The sequence below is a fragment of the Klebsiella africana genome, from assembly GCF_020526085.1.
Lineage (GTDB): Bacteria > Pseudomonadota > Gammaproteobacteria > Enterobacterales > Enterobacteriaceae > Klebsiella > Klebsiella africana.
Window position 1 is genome coordinate 1,064,615 of the sequence record NZ_CP084874.1, and the last position, 20,876, is coordinate 1,085,490.

17 protein-coding genes and 2 pseudogenes are annotated in these 20,876 nt (G+C 44.2%); 5 read left to right on the forward strand and 14 right to left on the reverse strand.

Annotated features, from left to right (window positions below):
* Positions 1–117 precede the first annotated feature (117 nt).
* The 3 genes from LGL98_RS05215 (at position 118) to LGL98_RS05225 (ending at position 3,313) form a co-directional block, all read left to right on the forward strand.
* Complete coding sequence (locus tag LGL98_RS05215; RefSeq protein ID WP_004174653.1) at positions 118–1,575, forward strand: tyrosine-type recombinase/integrase; 1,458 nt, start codon at positions 118–120, stop codon at positions 1,573–1,575.
* An 11-nt stretch (positions 1,576–1,586) separates the two neighbouring features.
* Positions 1,587–2,171, forward strand: coding sequence for a hypothetical protein (locus tag LGL98_RS05220; RefSeq protein ID WP_004174654.1), 585 nt, complete (start codon positions 1,587–1,589; stop codon positions 2,169–2,171).
* A 158-nt stretch (positions 2,172–2,329) separates the two neighbouring features.
* Entirely contained in the window at positions 2,330–3,313 is a 984-nt protein-coding gene (locus tag LGL98_RS05225) for a hypothetical protein (protein WP_004174655.1), read from the forward strand.
* Between the two features lie 127 nt (positions 3,314–3,440).
* Here the strand turns inward: LGL98_RS05225 and LGL98_RS05230 are convergent, their stop codons facing one another.
* Positions 3,441–3,956 carry a helix-turn-helix domain-containing protein gene (locus LGL98_RS05230; RefSeq protein ID WP_000611155.1) on the reverse strand — a complete coding sequence of 172 codons (516 nt, stop codon included), beginning with the start codon at positions 3,954–3,956 and terminating at the stop codon, positions 3,441–3,443.
* A gap of 912 nt (positions 3,957–4,868) precedes the next feature.
* On the opposite strand from LGL98_RS05230, the gene LGL98_RS05235 reads away from it, so the two are divergent.
* Positions 4,869–5,294 carry a hypothetical protein gene (locus LGL98_RS05235; RefSeq protein WP_032434695.1) on the forward strand — a complete coding sequence of 142 codons (426 nt, stop codon included), beginning with the start codon at positions 4,869–4,871 and terminating at the stop codon, positions 5,292–5,294.
* A gap of 132 nt (positions 5,295–5,426) precedes the next feature.
* Here LGL98_RS05235 and LGL98_RS05240 read toward each other — a convergent pair whose 3' ends face one another.
* The 13 genes and pseudogenes from LGL98_RS05240 to LGL98_RS05300 form a co-directional block, all read right to left on the reverse strand.
* The gene (locus LGL98_RS05240) at positions 5,427–5,699 is read right to left on the reverse strand and encodes a hypothetical protein (RefSeq protein ID WP_071994636.1); all 273 of its coding nucleotides are present in this window, start codon (positions 5,697–5,699) and stop codon (positions 5,427–5,429) included.
* 179 nt (positions 5,700–5,878) lie between these two features.
* Entirely contained in the window at positions 5,879–7,078 is a 1,200-nt protein-coding gene (locus LGL98_RS05245) for a relaxase/mobilization nuclease domain-containing protein (protein WP_032434697.1), read from the reverse strand.
* Positions 7,047–7,484, reverse strand: a complete 438-nt coding sequence (locus tag LGL98_RS05250) for a hypothetical protein (protein ID WP_001525466.1) — start codon at positions 7,482–7,484, stop codon at positions 7,047–7,049. The genes LGL98_RS05245 and LGL98_RS05250 overlap by 32 nt, the downstream gene beginning before the upstream one ends.
* Positions 7,485–7,796: 312 nt before the next feature.
* Positions 7,797–8,234 carry a hypothetical protein gene (locus LGL98_RS05255; protein ID WP_000744626.1) on the reverse strand — a complete coding sequence of 146 codons (438 nt, stop codon included), beginning with the start codon at positions 8,232–8,234 and terminating at the stop codon, positions 7,797–7,799.
* 319 nt (positions 8,235–8,553) lie between these two features.
* Positions 8,554–12,366 carry a YobI family P-loop NTPase gene (locus LGL98_RS05260; protein WP_065801005.1) on the reverse strand — a complete coding sequence of 1,271 codons (3,813 nt, stop codon included), beginning with the start codon at positions 12,364–12,366 and terminating at the stop codon, positions 8,554–8,556.
* A gap of 1,124 nt (positions 12,367–13,490) precedes the next feature.
* A complete protein-coding gene (locus LGL98_RS05265; RefSeq protein ID WP_136030322.1) occupies positions 13,491–13,838 on the reverse strand; it encodes a DUF1493 family protein in 348 nt (115 codons plus the stop codon).
* Positions 13,823–13,957, reverse strand: a pseudogene (locus LGL98_RS05270) (STM2901 family protein); the annotation flags it as partial. The pseudogene LGL98_RS05270 and the gene LGL98_RS05265, both read right to left, overlap by 16 nt.
* Positions 13,957–14,025: pseudogene (locus LGL98_RS05275) on the reverse strand (type VI secretion system tube protein Hcp); the annotation flags it as partial. The pseudogenes LGL98_RS05275 and LGL98_RS05270, both read right to left, overlap by 1 nt.
* A gap of 278 nt (positions 14,026–14,303) precedes the next feature.
* Positions 14,304–15,083, reverse strand: coding sequence for a heme ABC transporter ATP-binding protein (locus tag LGL98_RS05280; RefSeq protein ID WP_110200066.1), 780 nt, complete (start codon positions 15,081–15,083; stop codon positions 14,304–14,306).
* The gene (locus tag LGL98_RS05285) at positions 15,076–16,071 is read right to left on the reverse strand and encodes a FecCD family ABC transporter permease (protein ID WP_136030324.1); all 996 of its coding nucleotides are present in this window, start codon (positions 16,069–16,071) and stop codon (positions 15,076–15,078) included. The genes LGL98_RS05280 and LGL98_RS05285 overlap by 8 nt, the downstream gene beginning before the upstream one ends.
* Positions 16,071–16,889, reverse strand: a complete 819-nt coding sequence (locus LGL98_RS05290) for a heme/hemin ABC transporter substrate-binding protein (RefSeq protein ID WP_136030326.1) — start codon at positions 16,887–16,889, stop codon at positions 16,071–16,073. The genes LGL98_RS05285 and LGL98_RS05290 overlap by 1 nt, the downstream gene beginning before the upstream one ends.
* The gene (locus LGL98_RS05295; RefSeq protein WP_136030328.1) at positions 16,886–17,917 is read right to left on the reverse strand and encodes a hemin-degrading factor; all 1,032 of its coding nucleotides are present in this window, start codon (positions 17,915–17,917) and stop codon (positions 16,886–16,888) included. Before LGL98_RS05295 ends, LGL98_RS05290 begins: the two co-directional genes overlap by 4 nt.
* A 71-nt stretch (positions 17,918–17,988) precedes the next feature.
* Positions 17,989–20,352 carry a TonB-dependent receptor domain-containing protein gene (locus LGL98_RS05300; protein ID WP_136030330.1) on the reverse strand — a complete coding sequence of 788 codons (2,364 nt, stop codon included), beginning with the start codon at positions 20,350–20,352 and terminating at the stop codon, positions 17,989–17,991.
* Positions 20,353–20,567: 215 nt separating this feature from the next.
* Between LGL98_RS05300 and LGL98_RS05305 the strand changes: the two genes are divergently transcribed.
* Positions 20,568–20,861, forward strand: coding sequence for an Rdx family protein (locus LGL98_RS05305; RefSeq protein ID WP_002915045.1), 294 nt, complete (start codon positions 20,568–20,570; stop codon positions 20,859–20,861).
* Positions 20,862–20,876: the final 15 nt, after the last annotated feature.

Here is a 20,876-nt window from a genome sequence, read left to right on the forward strand (position 1 = left end):
GATTACCCATGTGGCCCCATGTGAAACCGCTTTAAACCCATATAAATCGATAAATTTGTATACCAGAAGTATACCGGTTAGTATCGGGTATACACTCTGACTTGCTGGTATACATTTATGAAAATGACACTTACTCAGTCGATTATAATCAATAAGTTATCTATCGACGTGAAACCAGATCTCGACCAGCAAGGGCGAGTAGTATACTTACCCAATCCTGAACGAAAGCCGTATATTATCACTGACAACCACAGGGATTCACCCGTAGGTTTCGGTGTCAAAATCAGTGCCACCAAAAAAACCTATATCATTCAACGACGGGTGGCATCAGCAGACAAGCGACCCTCGACGGGTGGCAAGGCACCGAAACAGGTTATCAGATCTACGATTGGTAATGTTTCAGATTTTGCCAACATTGATCAGGCACGCGATTCTGCTCGCAAATTCGTTGAAACTATGAAGTTGACCAGACGAAATCCGAATGCAGTAAAGCGAGAAGCAGAGGCTTCTGAGCTAACGATCAGTGAAGTTTTTGCGCAATACAGAAGTCATCTTATGGGCAGATCGAAACCGGCAAAGCCCAACACATTAAATGTGCTGAACAAAGCCGAAAACCGCCTGAAAGAGTGGGAAAATCTTAGAGTAAAAGATCTGACAGGCAACGAGATATTGCGCAAGTTTGATGAGATCGCTTCAAGAGCCAGAACTGCGGCAGAGCAGACTTTTCGCTGGGTGAATGTGGCGGTAAGACATGCGATTGAGATCGAAGCGGGAAATGCTCAGACACAACAACGACAACCGACACTAAGCTACAACCCTTTCTCAATTCTGACGATACAGAAAAAATTCAGAACCCGTTCACAGCTTGAAGAAAGCTATCGCGCAAAAGGTGTACGAAACCCACTGTCGCCAAAAGACACCTTGGGGCGATTTTTAACGGCATTGCACAACAAGAGAAGCTTCAACCGCCTGGGATGCGATTATCTTTTGCTGACTGTTCTGACAGGAGCCAGGAAAGAAGAAACAGCTTCATTGTGCTGGCGAGAAGCTCTGACAGAAGAAGAAGCCAGAACGACCAGCTATGTTGATCTTGAAAATAGGATAATTCGATTTTACGACACTAAAAACCGCAACGACCATGAACTTCCAATTTGTGATGCTACGAAGCGAATTCTTGAAGACCGAAGAGATTTAGTCAACGAGACTGAAAAGCGAGCAGATAAACGCAAATGGGTTTTTCCTGCCCGGTCGTCGCGAAGCAAAGTTGGGCACTATTCAGACAGCAAAAGCCTACGCGAGTATATCTGCCAGGAAGCAGGAATATCGAAGCTGGGGATGCACGACCTGCGAAGAACCTTTGGTCGTGTTGCAGAAGGGCTCACTTCATATTCTGTGGTGAAAAGGTTGCTCAACCATCGCAATACCACTGATCCTACTGAACGGTATGCAATGCCTGATAATGATCGAATTTATGAGGCACTTCAAAGTATTGAGCTCCATATGCTTATGACTGCACCAGAGTTGTATAATACACTTCTGGCTTCGGCGAAATATCAACCATTGCCAACAAATTAGGGGAACAGGGAATGAGTGCAATCGATACTTTAAGGGAGCATGCCGAAGTATGGCGGCTATTTGGTAGTATGCCAGATGATGCAACCCTGAGTGCTGAGGTTTCGGCTCTTTATCTTGGTGTAAGTGTCAAAACATTGGCTCGTTATCGCCAGACTGGTAATGGCCCTGCTTATATCCAATATCAGGCAGAAGACAGCAAAGCAAGGAATCAACGAGTAAATTATCTTTTAGGTGATTTAAGAACATGGCGTGATCGTCATAAGGTCAGCAGCACAATGGAGGCTGCACAGGTCCGTGGACTGGCTTTTACTTCGTTGGTTGACTTTATCGAACCGGAACCTTTCTGGACTATTGATAATAAAATTTATTCACATGTTCTTACTGTTTCTGACGAAATATTCAAGGAACTATTAAATACAAGCCGTGCAGAAGTTATCTGGATCTCTGTGGAAAAAGTTTTGTCTGAGGACTGGCATACTGCGAGAGAACGGCAGAGATGGAATGATCTGTTTGTTGGGGTTATGACAGGATTGGTAGATGCTTGTGTGGCTGAGCAGGAGAGGCATGTATTGTATGAAGAATTTTTGCAATCATAATTTAATTTCTATTTTTTTGTTATTTTGAATAAGTTTATTATTGGTTATGCTCAGTGTAATAATATTCAGTTAATTATGGATTACAAAGAGTAAATAATTTGAAAATTCAATATCGTAGCACATATATCTTTTAATCTTTTATCATTCCGGAGTTAACTATGAGTATTGACTCACGATTTGAAAAATTCATGCTTTCATTACCTTCAATAGAAAGCATAGATTCAATAGAATTGAGTGAGGAACTCAGAAAAGAGAAAAAGGCTGATTATTTGGGAATGGGAAGGAAGATCATTTTTGAACAAAAATGTATAACACAAGAGCAATCTCAAAAAATCGAACTTGAGTTAGAGCAATATGTCAATGACGAAAACTATCCTGTTTTCTATGGTGAAAGGGATTTCAATTTAGTCATAAAAGATCTTCCTAATAGTGAAGATATCAAAAACAGAGTATTTGTTCGAATTACAAAATTACTTGAGTCATATTTGAGTCAGGCATGTAAACAAATAGAATCATCTAAAAATATTTTTAATTTAGATAATTCAGTTGGTGTGCTTGTCATTTTAAATGAGAAAATAAAAATATTATCACCAGATTTAGTTGTTTACCGATTACAACAAAGAATGAAAGAAAAAAAAGATGGAGAGTATAGATTTAACTCTATTGACTATATAATATTTATATCTGAAACACATGAGATAAACGGTAATCCAGTTGTGATTATTTTAGAAGGTTCTAATGCGGCTAAGAACCCTGCAGAAATTAATGAATATTTGAATTATATTGCTAATGGGTGGTCTCAATTTAATGGTCGTAATACTATGAAAATTGACAATGCCAGAGATTTATTCATTAATTTAGAAGAGAAAGAAGAGCCTAAATCAAATAGTTTAACTCGCACTGATGAAAGAAAACTATGGTATCGTAAAAACCGATATATGAAAGATTGGTCAGATGATAAAGTTTTAAAGGCGGCGGTTGATCATATGAACAAAATAATGCCATTTATTTTGAAAAATGGACCAAAATTACCAGTGGATAAGTTAGGTGAGCTAATGTTGGCATTTGGTGATTTTATTGAAGAGTCCAACATGCGTGGCTTAGATCTAAAAGGACTTAATAACCTTTTCACGGATAAGTGATTTTTAAAGATATCAAATATAATATATTATAATTGTTGCCATTTTTTGTAACTAATTAAAAATGGCAACCTTTTTAGTATTGTTTTTATCATTCTAGATATATATATTTTAGTACTGTGAGATTTATTCACGATTGTTTTTTTCTAACACTATAAAAACTAAATGAGTTATCAAAGTCCTCTGTTTCTGCTTTGGATCTCTTGAATTTACCCATTTGCTCCTCATTAAATTTATGAGGAATCCCTTTTACACATAAATTAGAGTTCAAATAAACATGATCGTCTTCTGCATTTCGAATCAATATTTTCTTTTCGAATAATTCTTTGAATGCTCTTGAAACATTAGATTTTTGTAGTCCTAAATCTTTTGCTACCCTTGATTGAGAGAAATTAACAAGAATATTACCATAATCAATGATTGAAAAAAGATAAATAATTATCCGAAAAGAAGTTGGTGTTAGCTTCATTTTTGCCAGAGTGCCGATATTTGTTTTAAAGATCATGGAAAAATCATCCTTAAAGGAGGTTTTCCTTTTATTACTGGCTTTAATTCTAAGTTCTTCTAAATCGTCTAATGATACGTCTAATGCTTCTGCAATCGCGGATTTTTGTTCTCTGGTTAGAATAACATTTGTATTTATCATATTATCTCCTTTTGTTGTTTATCTGATAATATATATTGCATATTTTATTTAATTGTCAAATTTTTATTCACAAAAACACAAATTATTTTATCTATATTGATATATGGAGTATTAAAATAAATACTATGGGTGGTAGATTTAATGTTTCAGGTTATAAAGTAAATAAATTTACTTCATGGAAATCATTACCGCTCATCTGATGTAATATTATGATTTACTTAGTTTTATTTTGTTTGTCTTTCGCAAGATAAAAGATAAATAAAGAAATAAGAAACCATAGCATTACAATACTAATTGGATCTGCCATATTGTCTTGCTTGATTCAATATCGAATATATCCATTATGCTTATGTGTATAAATGTAATGAAGTCTGCGCAACTTCAGTGTTGCGCCATTGGACTTCGGTCATCATTATTTTTTTTTGGACTAAATGTAAATAATCACGCTATATACAGATATCTGGAGTTAAATGAATGAGCAAGGTTGTCGCAGAAGAGCTTAGATATCAGAATAACTGAAAATCATTGTATTACATGATTATAAAAACCGGCTTTCGCCGAAAACCTCTGGAAAATTATTTCTACTTCAGCGAGTGAGTGCTTTGTGCACTCAGCGGTGCTGCAAGAAAGTCCGTAGAGAAGTATAAACCAATATCTTCGTATCAGTATACGGGGCGTAAGCCAGTGCGAAGCACTTTGTCATAAATATCCGTCGAAGGTTTTTTATTAATTGGTTTTAAATTCGATTAAAGGAGCATCGTTTTTAACTTAAATATATTATTCTTTTGTTTTCCATAAGCGAGATAAAAATCATTTCTCATTAGTAATGACATAAAAATATTTTGTTTTAGATGTTGACTTTTTATGTTGGCATGATAGTACTTGATTATAAAACTAAAAAAGGATCAAGCTATGTGCAATAATATTACTCTTTCTCAGGAAGAAAAATTTATCAAGTTGATTGATAAATATATCACTCAGCATCGTGATCATACTATCAATGCTGTTTTTTACCGAAAGCTGTATGTGCTTTTCGTCGGATATCATCTTAAATATTATTACTCAAGTAAGCAATACTGCAACTCGTGTTTTCATGTGGATAATATTATGCAGATGTTCACAGGTGTAGTTTCTTCACTCAAGGCTAATGTGCTAACAAAGCTCAACAATAGTCATACAATGCTTCATTGCTTGAACGGGCTTGTGGATTACATTTCCGCTAACCTCATGGAGGTTGAACAACTCTATGCAGATTTACTGGCGCAATATGAAAGGAAAAGTATTTCTCATTCGTTGGATTTTATACCACCACCTATGGGTGGCAGAAAAAGACTGTGAGAATACGGGAATAAGAGTTATTCGGAACTTTCAGTTCAAATTAATTAGCGGGTAAGAAAAGCAGGAGTTGGTTATCCAAGCTCCTGCCTGAATGAAGAATTTGCTGAAATTTTACTTATTATGGGATTTATTTTATTGAATAAACAGAACCCTGTCTGCATAGATTTTTTTAAGTATACATATAAGAACAATACAGCTTACGAAAAACGTAATGACTGAGACTGGAGTGTTTCCGGTCAATGAAAATGCTAACCATGCGAGACCGAACGCCACGAATTGAAATAGAAATGCCACTATGACCGGGCTTTCGCCATAGACCACTTTTGCATGGCATCCAATGCATATTTTTACACCGTGGGGACTTTCCTTAAAGCAGAAGGGGCATCGAACTGTCTGGTTACTCATTGTGACTCCGTGGCCTAAATTAAGTTGATGTCTTTTTGACCATTCTCGATGAATAATTCTCTTTAGTAAAATTGCTTGTACCGATCGATGATTATCATGTGATAGATTTTAACTATCATAATCAAAATAATGATCTGTATAAACGATCAATAATTTATTGACTAAATTACATTTGTGAACTAAAGGTGGTGTGGCTTGTAGCTGTGAAATTTCCTAACTGATTGTTCTGAAAGCTGTTTGTCAAAAGACTCAAGGTTTTGTGCAAGTAAGTGAAGATGATAAATTTGTCTAAAGGGACGAGCGGTCGCATACAACAGAGAACTATCCAACTGTCTGAGCAGTTGTATGAGCTTGCTAAGAAATGGAAGCCACATCTGGAAGTGGGATTGGTGTTGTCTGGATATCTGATGGGCCGTAAAGCGTAGTTTTTGGTTCAACTGGATGGTTTGGGAAAGTTCATTCTCCCTTTCATTTCTGACTTGCTCGTCGAGTTGTAGTAGTTTATCGAGAATAGTTTCTCTGCTGGGATGTTGTGCTTCTGGCTGTTTACAAGGAGCTGGAGCAAATTTAGATCTTGTATTAAGTAGTTTTACATGTCCAGGCGAGTAATCAATAAGTGTCTGAATATTTGACCAGGCATACCTTTTCCCAAGCTGCGAAGCCTTGAAGGCAATTCCCTGAAATTCAAATGAAAAACCATTCATTTTGCCCGTCGAAGCAATGTTGGGCTGGCAGGTTACACCCACTTGTTCCAGTTGCTGAATGAACGATAACAAATCTGGGTGATTGGCTAACACATTATCGATGCAAGTTTGCAAAGCGGCTTTTGGGCAGGGAGTTGCCGTTCGTTCAGAGAGCATCTTTTCGTTGCGCGAAAGCTTCTTTATGCTCTGAGATCGTCGGTTTGAAGTAGTCGCTGTTTCTGTGAGACCATGTATTCTTTCAAGCTCACTGATAATTCGAGTGCTGGCAAGGTTCTCATTTTTTCCCAGATACAACTTTCCGTCAGTAATATCGATACGACTGGCAATAATGTGAATATGCTGTCCCGCCTCATCATTATGAAGAACATAGCAACGAAGATGTGTATCATTAAAACCCATACGGGACATATAGTCGTCGGCTACGGTTGCCCATTGTGCTTCTGACAATTTTTCTCCATCCGGTAAGCGAAGAGAGTTGTGCCATACCGGTTTTTTGATATCAGGTCGTAAAAGTTTTGTTTGTCCAAACTCGCGAATAAGGTCAACGATATGGTTGCCAGCCATATTGCCACCAATAACCCTGGGATCAGTTTTATGGTGTGAAGCGGGTTCAAGTGCATAGACAACTACTCCTGTAAATTGCTTACCTCTCTTGATTTTCTGCATACCTTTCATTTGTATTACTCCAAAAAGTTGAGGGAAGTAGAAGAGTGCGAAGTGTCTGCACCTGCCGTTTGATTACATGCATTTCTGTCAGGGTTGGATCGCTGTCTGGACTTTTACCATCGAGGTATGTCAGCAGGCGATTTAAATCTTGTGAAAGGCGACCAAGCTCTACCCATGCACTTTTATTAATCTCTGGTAATACCAAAGGAAGTTTATTCAGCGAAGCCATCCTGAGCCATTCTCCTTTTTTATAGGAACCTCTTTTTTCTTCCAGAATAGATAATTCATTTTCATTTAATCTGACACTTACACAGTATGATCTGATTTCATTCTCTGGTAACCGTTCAGTATGAAATTTCCCCCTTCTCGATGTTTTTGTTAAATCAGGCTGTTGTTTTTGAGGATTATAATGCATATAAATACCTAAATTTTAATCGTGTCATGAACCATATATAAAAGATAATAATAAAACGTCAAGTGTATAATCGTGAAAAAATAAACACCGGATAAAGGAGTGTCTTAAAATAGTTTAAGACTTACCCGGTTTAGATTTAGATATATAGTCTTGAGTCTGTTATTGATATTTCACATTGAATTCATATTTCTAATATACCTCTATTATCTATACTGTATCCTTTTGAACCGTTTAGGTAACCTGGATTTAGTTGTAATGATCTTTATTGTTTTTCTTATTGATTTAGTTTTTTTCATTGTTGCTTATTCCCCATTATGCTATTTTTCTATAAATATTGTTATTAAATTGATGTTCTTTTATTCCTAATACTTCGTCATAGATTCGTGAAAAGGTAAACCATGATATTTCTTTTTGTTCTCGCTTTTTATCCAAATAAATAACATTGCAACCACGGAAGGAGAATGATTTCCAGAAAACAACTGAGTTAATATTTTTAAGAAACAGTATGAAATCTTTGATCGTTTCTTTCTTGGTCATGCCATAAGAGAAGTGTGCGTAAATTGAGAATATAGTTAGAATGTTTCTCTCTGTAATCATATGACGAGAGAAATAGGTAAGATAGAAATCATGGTCATAAGTGTAGCTTTTGCAGAAGCTTGAAAAATGTGGGTTGTACAATCTATAAAGATCTACATTTTTGTGCGTTTTAGAAAGATAACTTGTGAAGGTTGAGTAGTTTTGTTTTTTCATTTTTATTCTCCTTTATTGTTTTTGTTAAAGAGAATATATATTAAGAAATAAATAAAATTCAAATTTATTTTGTCATGATGAAAACATATAAGAGTTTTTATTCTATTTTTAAAGAAATAATGCATTGTTTAATAACATGAAATTTTATTTTATCAAAAAGTGCTATTTAATATTTGAATGCCAATTATTGGGTGGTGTTTATATTTTTCATGTAATATATAACTTTTAATTATCACTGAGGCCAAGAAGGAAACATTCGGCGTGAAATCTTTTTTTTATATGGTTGGGGAGAGGGGGAAGTTCCTTCCCCCTAAACTCATTAGAGGTAACTTTCGTCCTCTTCATAACGACAGTCAACGTAATATTTCCCATCTTCACGCTGGGACCATCTCTTGATCAAGCCTGCTTGCTGTAGGGCAGAAAGGAATCTGTCTGAGTTTAAGTTTTTACTTGGATTCAATGTCGCACTTTTTTGATTGAATATTTTTGAAAACTCTCTTTCGGTAAGCTCGTTAGTCAAATGTGCAATCTCAGTTCTTTCTCTAAAACCTAATTTTAATAGTCTGACAATCTGGTCTATTGTAAAGCTATCATCCGTAGACAAAGCAATTAAATCGATTAAGGTTTCATGAGGCATTGTTAACTCATTCAGGAAAGATTCATCATAGCTTTCATGATAGCTATATAATAGAGAAGCTTTTTCCTTAACTGTGAATTGCTGTGAGGAATTAATTGCAGTTAGCATTTTCTCAAGTAAGGTGTTGTCACTATCTTCACACAGGTAATAATCCGTCTTAGCAAAAAATATTTCTTTAAATTTTGAGAACCAAAGAACGAAAGTATTAATTGTTTCTGTTTCTAATGATTTTACTTCAGTATTGGAAATGAAACATTGTGCAGCCAGTTTAAAAGATTCATCATTTAACTCTACTTTGTTATTTTTTATCAAACGAGAGAAGTTGGCTATACTTAATCGGTCGTCCCAGTAATGGACATTGATATAGATTGGAGCCAACACAGCTGCGTAAGTTATGTCTTTAAGTTGATCATTACAAATAACTTTCATGTAAAGGCAGTTATAACTATCACCGTCGGTCAAATTTAGTTCTTGTTGGCTCAAGGTCTGTGCGTGAGTCTCAAGATACTCAGTTAGAACTTTAAGATCGCAGTCTTCACAGATATAATCTATTAAGACTTCCCATTCAGGAGAAACATGCTCGTAGCTAAAGAAAAGATCATGATAGGAAATTTTATTGCCATCAATATCAAGACGTTCTGGGAATACGTCTAAGTTTGTTACCGTAAACTGCATTTTTTTCAAGATCTCGACTTTAAGTCTATTGCTTAAATCTGAATGAGTGAGTACCACAATAATAGCCTCAGTGTTCTCTTTTGAATATATGAAAATATCTTGAACAAATTTATCAATGTTATCATTTACATATGATTTTAAACTGGATAATTGATATCTTTCAATTATTGACCACGGTAATTCATCTACCTGTTCACAAGTTATATTTTCATGCTGTAGTAACCCAGCTACGACCACTCTATAATTGATTCTATCTAAGCTATACATTTGGTTGTCAGCAATAAAGAGTAATGCTTGATTTTCAGATGGAGTTACTGGCATGGAAATATCTTTATAGACAACACCAAGTTGTTTGATATTGTTAAGGAATGATGGAAGATCATCGTCTTCGACGAAAGCGATTAAATTAAATCCTTGCTTTACAATATATTGTTGGTAATTTTTCTGATCGATAGAAATACTTGGAGAAACTAAGGCTATCATTTTAGTAGTAATAGACGTAATGATATCGTTATTGTCCTGCTCTTCAAGCACTGTAAGCATTTTATCCAAATAGCGATTTTCACCTAAAGCAAAGGCTACTAACCGGTTAAAATAACTGGGGTCGTAAAATCGTGATTCTAATATATTAAATATGGAGATAATATCTGTTGAGGATTCACGGAAAATCATTGCAATCATTTCTGATAAGGTCTTATTGTTACTGCTATTAACATTATCAAATAAATACGATACTATTTGATAGTGGATGGCACCATTGCGATATTGATAATGTTGTTCAATTAGTTCAGTTAAAACATCTCCAGGGTTATCCAGCGAGAAATTTCGATTTACTTCTTCACAACTCATATATCGACCGACTGCTTTTATATAGTCATTGTCATTAACAGAGATACTTCCTTGATGAAATATTGACCGAAACATCATGTAATCCTGCATAATGTAGCCATTGGTCAGTAAATAATAAAGAACTTCGAACCCGCCAAAACGAAATCCATCACGGATTGATTCTATTTGTTCAGCATCAATGATTGAACGGTCGTCACATTTTTCAATATAGTTTTCGGCAATCGTTTTGAATTTTTCCCAACCAATTAACTTTATTAATTCCGATAAAGTAATTGCATTTCGGGTACGAATATTTTCTTTGATTTCCTCAAGGCTTTTGATGGCAATCTGATATTCATTATTTTTATCTTCTGCAACTACGTTAACTCTTTGGTTATATTCATCCATTATATGAGTCGTGTCTATTTCTACAAAATATGGCTCTCTATTATTATTATAACCTATGAAGGATTGTGCTGAGTTATTAAAAAAACTTACAAACTCACTTTCATTTTGGTAAAAGCTCTCAGGGGAGTATTTGTCGTAATTTAAGCTATAGTGCCTGTTCTTTTTGGCAAAGGATATCAACGACCATAATTCAGGTGATATGAATCTACTAATAATCTGTTTACGGAGGTCAGCATCTGAATTTACAGATTCTTTTTTTAATAATGCTACTTTGATATTTAGTTCTTGAAGTTTGCTGTCCAAAGAATTGAAATAACTTTCATGTAATTTACGTAGACGGTAATCATTAATAAAGTTATAAAGAACACCTGTTTTTTTATCTGTTAAATTATAATCTTGGGCATAGGTATTTTTATAAAATATTAAAGAGAAAATCTTTGCATGATTCTTGTTATCATCAACAACTTTTCTGAATAGATTGAATTCATTAACTATATTTTGCAGGGAACGCATATCACTAATATAAAGTGACATCTGTTTAAGAAGGGCTTTCTCATTTGATGGGAAATCAATTAATTTATTATTTAAATGAGTGTAGGCATTTCGAGTATCCATGACTGGTATCACAGGTAAGATGAAATCAAAAAATTTAGTTCTTATGTCTACTCCAAGAAAAATATCATCCCGGCAAGCATAAACAAATCTCACAGGTGAATTATATAGGTTATTATTTACTATCTGATTAATTTCTCTTAGTTTTATAAATACCTCTGTATTACCTAATCGGTCCAAATCTTCAAACACAACAATTTTATATTGAGATTGAGAAAAAAAGTAAACTATTTCGTCCAAGCAATTATTTAGCAGAGAGGATGGTTCTTGAGTGGACATATCGGCACTTGCTTGGAGAAATGCGATTTTGCTTAACTTTATCTTTTTATCGAAGATCCCTGCTTTAGATGCAACTCGTACTATAAAAAATAATGATATTATACTTAAAATAATGCTGATTATTAACCTTTCCGGATAAGCATTTATGATTGTGTTAAGTACTCCATTTTCAAGTGAAAATAATGAAAGGATCTTTCTTGGGAATACGACGGTAGTCAATAATATTAGTGGAGCTACAACTGATAACACTGTAAAAAAAAGAGATGTTACATGTTTCTTATTTCTATTCTGAATTCGATCTATACGTGAGTCTGGTAACTTATCTTTATTTTCTTTATACAAAATCTGTTGGAGTATACTCATTTCAATTTCAGAGTTATCCAGCAGATTTTTATCGCTTTTACCTGATAGCGAAAAATCAGCCAGCGAAACAGTAATGAAGTCCTTTTTAAGTCGACTTTGCAGATAAGATAATATTACAGTACTTTTTCCTGCGCCATAAGGGCCTGTGATAGCGATGTTTTTTACATCTTGTTTTGTAAATGCAAAATCCAGTGCATCGAAGTAGGGTTTAACACTGTCATCGGTAATTATTTTTGGAGTTAATGTATCATAACCTACTTGCTGATCAGTGTGTGCATCAATTACTTTTTTTGATAAGCAATGTCTTTTGATTTTTTCCAGCAGAGCCATGTCCATTCCTTAAGTTTCTGCAAAAAGAGGGCTCACGAGCCTAAGTAACTATAAAATAGCACCTAATTATACTTTATTTCCACAGATTTAAAGGAAAATGAATGCAACACAACGGGATCTTGTCAGTCAGCCTTAAGTTAGGATTGTGTAAATTTTTGTATGCACTGAGAGATTAGCTTGCACTCCTGTTCTTGATTATTAATTTTTAAAATTGGCAAAAATCAGTAAGGTTTGAAGCCAAGCAAGTCGAAGCAATGGCACACATGTGGACTCGCTTTTCTTTTCCAACCAAAGGGCGGAAAAGCAAGGTCAACCCGAAGAAGCATACGCAGTAGCTTCGTAGGGTTAGCCCTTGCTTATCTTATAATTGGCATTAGTCATTAAAGAACAATAAGATCTTCGCTTGCACAAGCGAAGCTATAATATAGATCTGGCGATTAATTATTATAAAAATATTTAACCAAAACCTATTGACATAAATAAAAAATAAGTTATTTATTAAGTATGCCATAAATAAAAGAGTTTTTATGTCATACGTCTCCTGCACCATGTGCAGTTAATATACTACTTGCCCCATATATGGGGATATTGGAAAGGTTACTTTGTTTTTGAAGTAGCCTTTCGTCCTTCAAGGCTCACCATCGCTTTTTGCTCCTACCGAAGCCAACCGAATTGAAGAACCTTTTCTATCTGAAACGACTTCGAACACCCGGTTAAGGTCCAAAAATTGTATCCCATACGTAGACCAAAGAAAAATATACTATAATTACTGTGTATTTTTCATTATCTTAGGTTTGATACTCAGATACTGCTGCATCATCGGCGTGTGGGCGTCGAGATTGTCAATTGTGCTCATGGGGTGTTATCCAGATCCCTGATTTGAAATGGCTGCGATTTTGTAGTTGTCGTCGTTATCACATGGATGAGACATAATAACGGAGATGGGCAGGTGAGGGAAACCGACGAAAGCGCGCGGCGCGATCCGGATTCCAGTTGCAGCGGGGGCGGGGTACCGTCACAGTGGCTGAATCACCGCCACGCGATCGTCTTCATACATTACGTTCGCCGTCGATGTTGTTCTGCCTTCTGGCCGCAGACCTCGTTACGACAACGGCTTGTGGTTGCTAGTCGTAAAGCCATTTACCTGCTTTTGCTGATTCGGCAAACATTTTGATGGTTAAAGGTTTACGCGTTTTTTCTACATCTTCTCGTTTTACTTTAAACCACCGAGTTAGTATTGGCGTATTCTCCCAAGGGAAATAACACGACCATTTAACACTGGAAAGATCAACATTTAATTTTTGTTCAAATTTATTTAAAGCGTCATGCAGATCGTCGCCGGGAGCATGAAATAAGTCATAATCAAGTTCCAATGGGATTTCTTTCCAATTTTTATCTAAACGGGTTGAGATCTCATCTTTAAACAAGTCTAAAACCTGATCTTGAATGCTTTTCATTAAAAGGATGTCCATTGTATACGGTCTTTGGGGCGAGCTATTAGGTTGTATTTTTCCTGAGTTTTCCTTGAAACTTGATAAATTGAGTTTACAAGTCCTATCCAACCTAACCACGGAACATAACGGGCGATAACACATCGCTACCACCTTTGATTAGTGCCCCACCGTCGTCGTATATCCACATATTACCTGGAATAGCCATGCTTCTTCTTCCCTCTATTATCATTAGTAAGAAAACAGTGTATCGAGTTGATTAAGCGCAGTAAATAATCAATGTGTCGTTTTTGGATTAATAGGGGGAATATCTTCTCTGTAATGATGGTTTATATTTAAAAATAGCTGTCGTAAATATTTTATTGGGTTATTACGCCATTGGTATAGATTTTAAATATAAATGACCCTCAATAATATAATGCAGGCAATTATTGCCAGAAAGCGTAAGCGCGGCGCGATCCGGATTCCAGTTGCGCCGCGCGGGGGTTACGGCGCCAGATAAACCTGGGGGACCGCGTTGTCCGGGTGCTGGACGAGGCGGACATCCGCCCCGTACCAGCGATGGATAACCGGCTGCTGGATCACCTCCTGCGGCGTGCCCTGGGCGACGAGATTTCCCTGGTGGAGCAGCAGAATGCGGTCGGCCCACAGGGCGGCGAGGTTAAGGTCATGCAGCACCACGCAGACATGCAGTTGCCCGCCGGCGGTGAGCCGTTTGAGCAAACGCAGCAGGTGCTGCTGATAGTAAAGGTCCAGCGCCGAGGTGGGCTCATCGAGAAACAGCCAGCCCTGCGGCGCGCCGTCGCGCCATAGCTGCGCCAGACAGCGGGCCAGCTGTACCCGCTGCTGCTCGCCGCCGGAGAGGCCGGGATAGCGGCGACCGGCAAGGCCATCGCAGCCGGTGACGGCCATCACCGCCGCCAGCACCGCCGGATCCGCCGTCGCGCCCCACGGTGAGCGTCCCATGGCAATGACCGTTTCCACCGTCCAGTCGGCCTGCAGGGCCGTTCGCTGCAGCATGACCGCCCGCCGGCGCGACAGCGCCTCGGGGGACCAGGCCTCCAGCGGCTTGCCTGCAAGATGGCGGGTGCCGCTGTCCGGAGTCAGATAGCCGGTCAACAGGCGCAGCAGAGTGGATTTCCCGGCGCCGTTCGGCCCGATAAGCGCCGTCATCTCGCCGCCGCGCAGCGCGACGGAGACGTTGTCGATAATCTGTCGTTTACCAAGGTGAAGTGACAGCCCCTGGGCGCAGTATTCATTAACCATGTCTGGAGTTCTCCCGACGAAAGACCAGCCACAGAAACCAGGGGGCGCCCAGCAGGCTGGTGAGCAGACCGACCGGTATCTCCGCCGGCGCCGCCACGGTGCGGGCCAGGGTGTCGGCCAGCAGAAGCAGGATCGCGCCGGCCAGCAGCGAGCCGGGGATCAGTCCGCGATGGTCCGGTCCCAGCCACAGGCGCATCAGGTGCGGCACCACCAGGCCGATAAAGCCGATGACTCCGCTGATGGCCACCGCGACGGCCACCAGCACCGCGCTGCACAGCAGCAGCCAGCGCTGCAGCGCCTGCACCTTGACCCCAAGATAGTGCGCCTCTTCATCGCCAAGCTGCAGCAGATTGAGGCGGGACGCCATCCACCACACCGCCAGCGCCGCCGGGATAATCAAGGTCGCGGCCACCAGCAGCGTCGGCCATTCGGCCTGGCCCAGGCTGCCCATTCCCCACAGCGATAGCTGGCGCAGCTGGGCGTCATTGCTCAGCCAGGACAGGACGCCGACCAGCGCGCCGCACAGCGCGTTGATGGCGATCCCCACCAGCAGCAGGCGCGACAGCGAACCCTCATCCGCCCGGCTGAGGATGAAAATCACCACCATCACCGCCAGGCTGCCAATAAACGCCGCCAGCATCGGCATATACAGGGCGATCAGCCCCGCAGCGGAGAACGGGAGCACCAGCCAACTGGCCACCGCCAGCGCGGCGCCGCTGCTGATGCCCAGCAGGCCCGGGTCGGCAAGCGGGTTGCGAAACAGCCCCTGCATCACGCAGCCGGAGAGGGCCAGCGCTGCGCCCACCAGCAGGGCCAGCAGCACCCGCGGCAGACGGATGGTCAGCCAGATGTGGCGCAGTATCTCATCCCCGGAAGGCAGCAGGTTGACCAGCGGCAAGCGCATGGCGCCGAGGGTGGTGGCAAACAGCGTCAGGGAGACCAGCAGCAACGTCATCAACAGCAAACGGCGGGCGAGGGCAGGGCGCATCAGGGCAACTGCTCCGCTTTGTTTCGCAGCGCGATTATCGCCTGCGGTGTGCGCGGCCCGAAGCCCAGCAGGGCCATATCGTCGATCGTCAGCAGCTGTTTATGACGCCCCGCCGGGGTCTGCGCCAGGCCGGGCAGTTTCCACAGCCCGGCTTCGCCGCCCATCCCTTTGAGACCATCGGCGGAGATCACCACCAGATCCGCCCGGCTGGCGGCCACCCCTTCCTGCGACATGGCACGATAGTGGTCAAAGCCCTGCATGGCGTTCTGCAACCCGGCGGCGCGAATGGCACCATCGGCCGCGGTGTGCTGCCCGGCCACCAGGGTATTCATTCCGCCGTGGCTGAGAATAAACAGCACCCGCTTAGCAACCGGCTGCGTTGGAATGGCGGCGATCTGTTGCTGGAGCTGCTGGCGCAGCGCGTCGCCCGCCGCCGTTTTGCCTAACGCTTCGGCAATGACGGCCACTTTGTTATCGATCGCGGACAGACTTTCGGCGCCCGGCACGTTAACCACCTTCACCCCGCTCGCCTGCACCTTGTGTAAGACCAGCGAGGGCTGCGCCTGGGCGCTCGCTAATACCAGCTGCGGGCGTAATGCGAGGATCCCCTCGGCGTTCAGCTGCCGCAGGTAGCCAACGTCCGGCAGCTTTTGCGCCGCCGGGGGCCAGCTGCTGGTGCTGTCCCGCGCCACCAGGCTCTGTTCCGCGTCAAGGGCATAGACGATCTCAGTGACATCTCCGCCGAGCGTGACGAGCCGCTCAACGGCGGCGTGGCTCAGCAGCGGGAAAGCGATGAAGAGCAGTAACCAGCGCATCATGCGGGCAGCCCTTCACGGGTCAGGTGGTCTACCTGCTGGCGCCATTGCGCCTGCTCGGGGTGGCCCTCGCTGCGCTGGCCATAGAGCTGGGCAATCTGGGTGCCGTCTTTGGCGAACAGTTCGACGCTGGTGACGTGTCCGTCCGAGGTCGGCTTGCGGGTCACCCACACTTCATCGATGCTCTCTTCGCGCAGATGCAGGGTAAAGGTGGTATTGAAAATATTCAGCCAGCCGCGCATGGGGGACAGCTTTTCCAGGGCGCCGGTGAAGATCTGCACGCAGCCGCGATTGCCGACGAAAATCATGATTTCATTACCTTCCTGGCGCACCGTCTCCAGCAGCGACGGCAGCGCATGGCGATCCACGCGGCAGGCGAGATCGTCGCTCACGAGACGAAAAGCCTGCTGGCGGGAAAGCTGATATTTTCGCAGCAGACCGAAGAACTGGTGAACGTCGGTCATCGCACGCCAGTCGTTCTCCAGGGCGGCGCCGTCGGCGGTATCGGCATATTTCACCGTCTCCAGCGGGCGCAGGGCCAGCGGTGCCGGCGCCGCCACCCGATATTCCGCGATCAGGGTGTCCCAGGCCGCCATGTTGGTCTGCGTGGTCGCATAGACTTTCAGCAGGGCATCGCCGTGGTGGTCGAAAAACTGGATGCTCTGACGGCCATTATCGTTCAGATGGAAGGCGCTGGCCCACTGGCTGAGGAACAGGCGCAGGTCGAGCGCGCGCGGGTTTAGCACCAGCCCGGCGTGGCCGCTGAGGTGCTGGTGCGTGAACTGGCCCACCTGCTCATGCACGGCATACTCGTTGCGGCAGATGCATTTGGTTTCGCCGACGTGCTCCAGGGCGGCAATCAGCGCCCGGGCGTCATCGCTCAGGCGCACGGCATCATGGCCGAGGCGGGCGGCGGTCAGCTCGGCTTCGCTGATCCCCATTTCCGCGGCGATGTCGCGGGCATATTTCGCGGTACTGGCCGCTTTGGTGGCCTGGTAGCGCTGCCACAGGTCAGGTTGTGCATTTGGCATAATCATATCCTTCTCGACGATGAATATCCCCGGCCGGCGGGCCGGGGGCAGGTGCGTTATTATTCGGGCAATCAGAAGTCGACGTTGACGCCCAGCTGCCAGGTGCGGCCCGGCATCACCGCCAGCGCTTTATCGTTGGCGTCCTGGTTGGTGCCGGTCTCGATATTGCGGCTGCTCAGGTAATCCCAGTATTTACGATCGGTGAGGTTGTAGACCCCGCCATTGAGGCGCACGTTTTTCGCCACCTGCCAGTATGCGGTCCAGTCCAGCATGCCGTAGCCCGGCACGCGCATATAGTCGCTGCTGGCATCGGTGATGGCGGACCCGCTGTTGCTGTAGCTTTCGCGGTTGGTGGCGGTCGCCTGTTTCCCTTTGACAAAGGTTGCCGTCAGGGCGGTGCCGTAGCGTTTCGCCGGATCGTCCCACGCCACGCCGACGATGGCTTTCATCGGCGCCACGCTGTCGAGGTCGACGTATTTATCGCCGCTGTAGCTGGATTTCGATTTCCCTTCGCTATAGCCGAGGGCGAGGGTGGCGCTCAGGCCGTTCACCTGCTCAAACCAGGTGCCAAAGTTAAATTTGGTGCTGATCTCACCGCCGTAGATATAGGCTTTATCGCGGTTTTCCGCCTGATAAATGGTGTAGATGTTCGACGGCACATTCGTGAACTGGCCCGGATTATTGGCGCGGGTATAGCGGGTATAGGCGATAAAGTTCTTATAGCTGTTGTAGAACAGCGCCGTGCGCAGGGTGATGCCTTCGGTGACTTCCCCTTTCAGCCCCCACTCGAGATTATCGCTGGTTTCCGTCTTCAGATCGGTATTGCCGATCAGGGCATATTGCTGGCTGCCGGCGTAGCTGGAGCCGAGGTTCCAGGAGCCATACAGCTGGCTGGCATTGGGGAACTGCGCCCCACGCTGGTACTGCAGGTAGGTCATCAGGCGCGGGGTGAGGTCGTACTGGAAGGTCAACGAGGGCAGAACCTGGGTATCGCTGTTTTTGCCGTACAGATTCGCCACCGACGATTCGGTCAGTACGCTGCTGTTGGCGGCGAGGTCGGACAGATTTTCCGGCTTCGTTGATTGATGCACCACGCGCACGCCGGGGATGATAGCGAAGTTGTGGCTATCGAGATCGAAGTTGATCTTATCCTGGACGAAGCCGCCGACGGTGTAGCTGCGGCTGTCTGCTTCCGGCTGCATGATCTCGCTGTACACGCTGGGGATCGGCGACTGGCTAAATGGCCGCTGGGTTTTGCTGGTGCTGGCGTTGAAGCCGGCGCTCAGATCGTGGCGGCCCAGGGTTTTCGCCAGCGCGGTCTGCAGGCCCCAGGTGTCGGTATCGTAGTTGGAGTTCACCGTCTGCATGCTGCGGGTGACGCTGTCCGGCATATAAGTCCAGTCATGGGCTTCGGTATGTTGGTAGTAGATTTTCGTGGAGACGCTGTCGAGGTAGTCGTTCATCGGCGTCCAGTCATCCTTCAGGCTCAGGCCCCAGCGCCGGGTCTGGCTGGTCTGGTTGGCGGTGCCGATGGTGCTGTTGCCGCTGGAGTCCCAGGTATCGTAGTGGGTGTGGTTGGTTTTATGGTAATAGTCGAAGGTGCTGGTCAGCTTGTGCTCATCGTTAGGCTGCCAGATCCCGGAGGCCAGAAAGGCATCGGAGTGCCAGTTCGCCGGGTAGGCGTCGACGGTGCCGCTGTTGTTCTCGGTTTCCTGGCCGTCACGGCGGCTGTAGACCAAAATGCCGCGCAGGAACTCGTCCCCGCCGGCGACGGTCACCCCGTTGTGCCAGCTGCGATCCGCAGAGTCGTAACCGCTGCGGTAGCCGAAGGCGCTGGTCTTGCCCGGGCGCAGGTAATCATCCGCCGATTTCGGGCGGAAGGAGACATTTCCCCCGATAGCGCTGTTGGCCGTTTCCGTCGAGGTGGCGCCGGACTGGATATCCACGCTGCCGTACATATACGGGTCGATATAATCCCGGCCGATGCCGAAGGTGTTGAGCCCGGCGCGGCCGATGTAGCCGCGGCCGGTGGCGTTGGGCTGGGCGATACCGTCCACGTCGATGCCGACGCGGTTGCTCTCCATACCGCGAATGTTATAGCCGGTGTAGCCCCCGCGGTCGAAGCCGCTTTTACCGTTGCCGGAGCCGCCGCTGGCCCCGGTGGCGCTGATGAGCGGCTCATAGCGCATGATCGAGCCGAAATCGTTAGCGCCTTTATTCTCCAGCTCCCGGGCGCTGATGCTGTGTTCGCTACCGGCTTTCTGCACCGGCGCGGGAGCGGTGACGGTCATTTGTTCCGAGGTGTCATCTACTGCCTCGCCGCTAACGGCGGAAGTGTCTGCTGCGACGGCAGAAGTCTGGTAAATTGCTGCAAGCAAAGAGGTCACCAGCAGGCGTTTTTTACACCATGCTGCTGACGGAGTCGATTTGTACATAGTCGCCACGCCTTGATCGTTATTAGTATCGGCTCACGCGTTACTTCCAGAGTTGCAGGTTGCTCCGTCTTTTCCGTTGCGGATGGGGTCTTACTCCATTTGTTGATTGCGAATGGTAATGATAGGTATTATCGTTTGCAACAAAATAATCATGTGTTCTTCATTTAAACTGCACTTTGTTTACAATTTGCCCTTTCAGACTTAGCGAGACGACGATGAACTCAAAAGCGGCCATCACCATCACCTACTGTTCCCAGTGCAACTGGATGCTGCGCGCCAGCTGGATGGCGCAGGAGCTGTTACATACTTTCAGCACCGACATCGCCTCGGTGACGCTGGTGCCGGGGACCGGCGGGATCTTCACGATCGATGTCGACGGTCAGCAGATCTGGGAGCGCAAGCAGGATGGTGGTTTTCCGGATGCGGCCGAGCTGAAACGCCGGGTGCGCGATGTCTGCTTCCCGGAGAAGCCGCTGGGCCATGTGGATAAAGGTGACCAGAAGGGGTGACAACCCCCTCCGGAC

Bases quoted from the DNA above. Each gene is read 5' to 3' on its own strand.
- LGL98_RS05215 (WP_004174653.1), top strand. From the start codon at position 118: ATGAAAATGACACTTACTCAGTCGATTATAATCAATAAGTTATCTATC.
- LGL98_RS05220 (WP_004174654.1), top strand. From the start codon at position 1,587: ATGAGTGCAATCGATACTTTAAGGGAGCATGCCGAAGTATGGCGGCTA.
- LGL98_RS05225 (WP_004174655.1), top strand. From the start codon at position 2,330: ATGAGTATTGACTCACGATTTGAAAAATTCATGCTTTCATTACCTTCA.
- LGL98_RS05230 (WP_000611155.1), bottom strand. From the start codon at position 3,956: ATGATAAATACAAATGTTATTCTAACCAGAGAACAAAAATCCGCGATT.
- LGL98_RS05235 (WP_032434695.1), top strand. From the start codon at position 4,869: ATGTGCAATAATATTACTCTTTCTCAGGAAGAAAAATTTATCAAGTTG.
- LGL98_RS05240 (WP_071994636.1), bottom strand. From the start codon at position 5,699: ATGAGTAACCAGACAGTTCGATGCCCCTTCTGCTTTAAGGAAAGTCCC.
- LGL98_RS05245 (WP_032434697.1), bottom strand. From the start codon at position 7,078: ATGAAAGGTATGCAGAAAATCAAGAGAGGTAAGCAATTTACAGGAGTA.
- LGL98_RS05250 (WP_001525466.1), bottom strand. From the start codon at position 7,484: ATGCATTATAATCCTCAAAAACAACAGCCTGATTTAACAAAAACATCG.
- LGL98_RS05255 (WP_000744626.1), bottom strand. From the start codon at position 8,234: ATGAAAAAACAAAACTACTCAACCTTCACAAGTTATCTTTCTAAAACG.
- LGL98_RS05260 (WP_065801005.1), bottom strand. From the start codon at position 12,366: ATGGCTCTGCTGGAAAAAATCAAAAGACATTGCTTATCAAAAAAAGTA.
- LGL98_RS05265 (WP_136030322.1), bottom strand. From the start codon at position 13,838: ATGGACATCCTTTTAATGAAAAGCATTCAAGATCAGGTTTTAGACTTG.
- LGL98_RS05280 (WP_110200066.1), bottom strand. From the start codon at position 15,083: ATGGTTAATGAATACTGCGCCCAGGGGCTGTCACTTCACCTTGGTAAA.
- LGL98_RS05285 (WP_136030324.1), bottom strand. From the start codon at position 16,071: ATGCGCCCTGCCCTCGCCCGCCGTTTGCTGTTGATGACGTTGCTGCTG.
- LGL98_RS05290 (WP_136030326.1), bottom strand. From the start codon at position 16,889: ATGATGCGCTGGTTACTGCTCTTCATCGCTTTCCCGCTGCTGAGCCAC.
- LGL98_RS05295 (WP_136030328.1), bottom strand. From the start codon at position 17,917: ATGCCAAATGCACAACCTGACCTGTGGCAGCGCTACCAGGCCACCAAA.
- LGL98_RS05300 (WP_136030330.1), bottom strand. From the start codon at position 20,352: ATGTACAAATCGACTCCGTCAGCAGCATGGTGTAAAAAACGCCTGCTG.
- LGL98_RS05305 (WP_002915045.1), top strand. From the start codon at position 20,568: ATGAACTCAAAAGCGGCCATCACCATCACCTACTGTTCCCAGTGCAAC.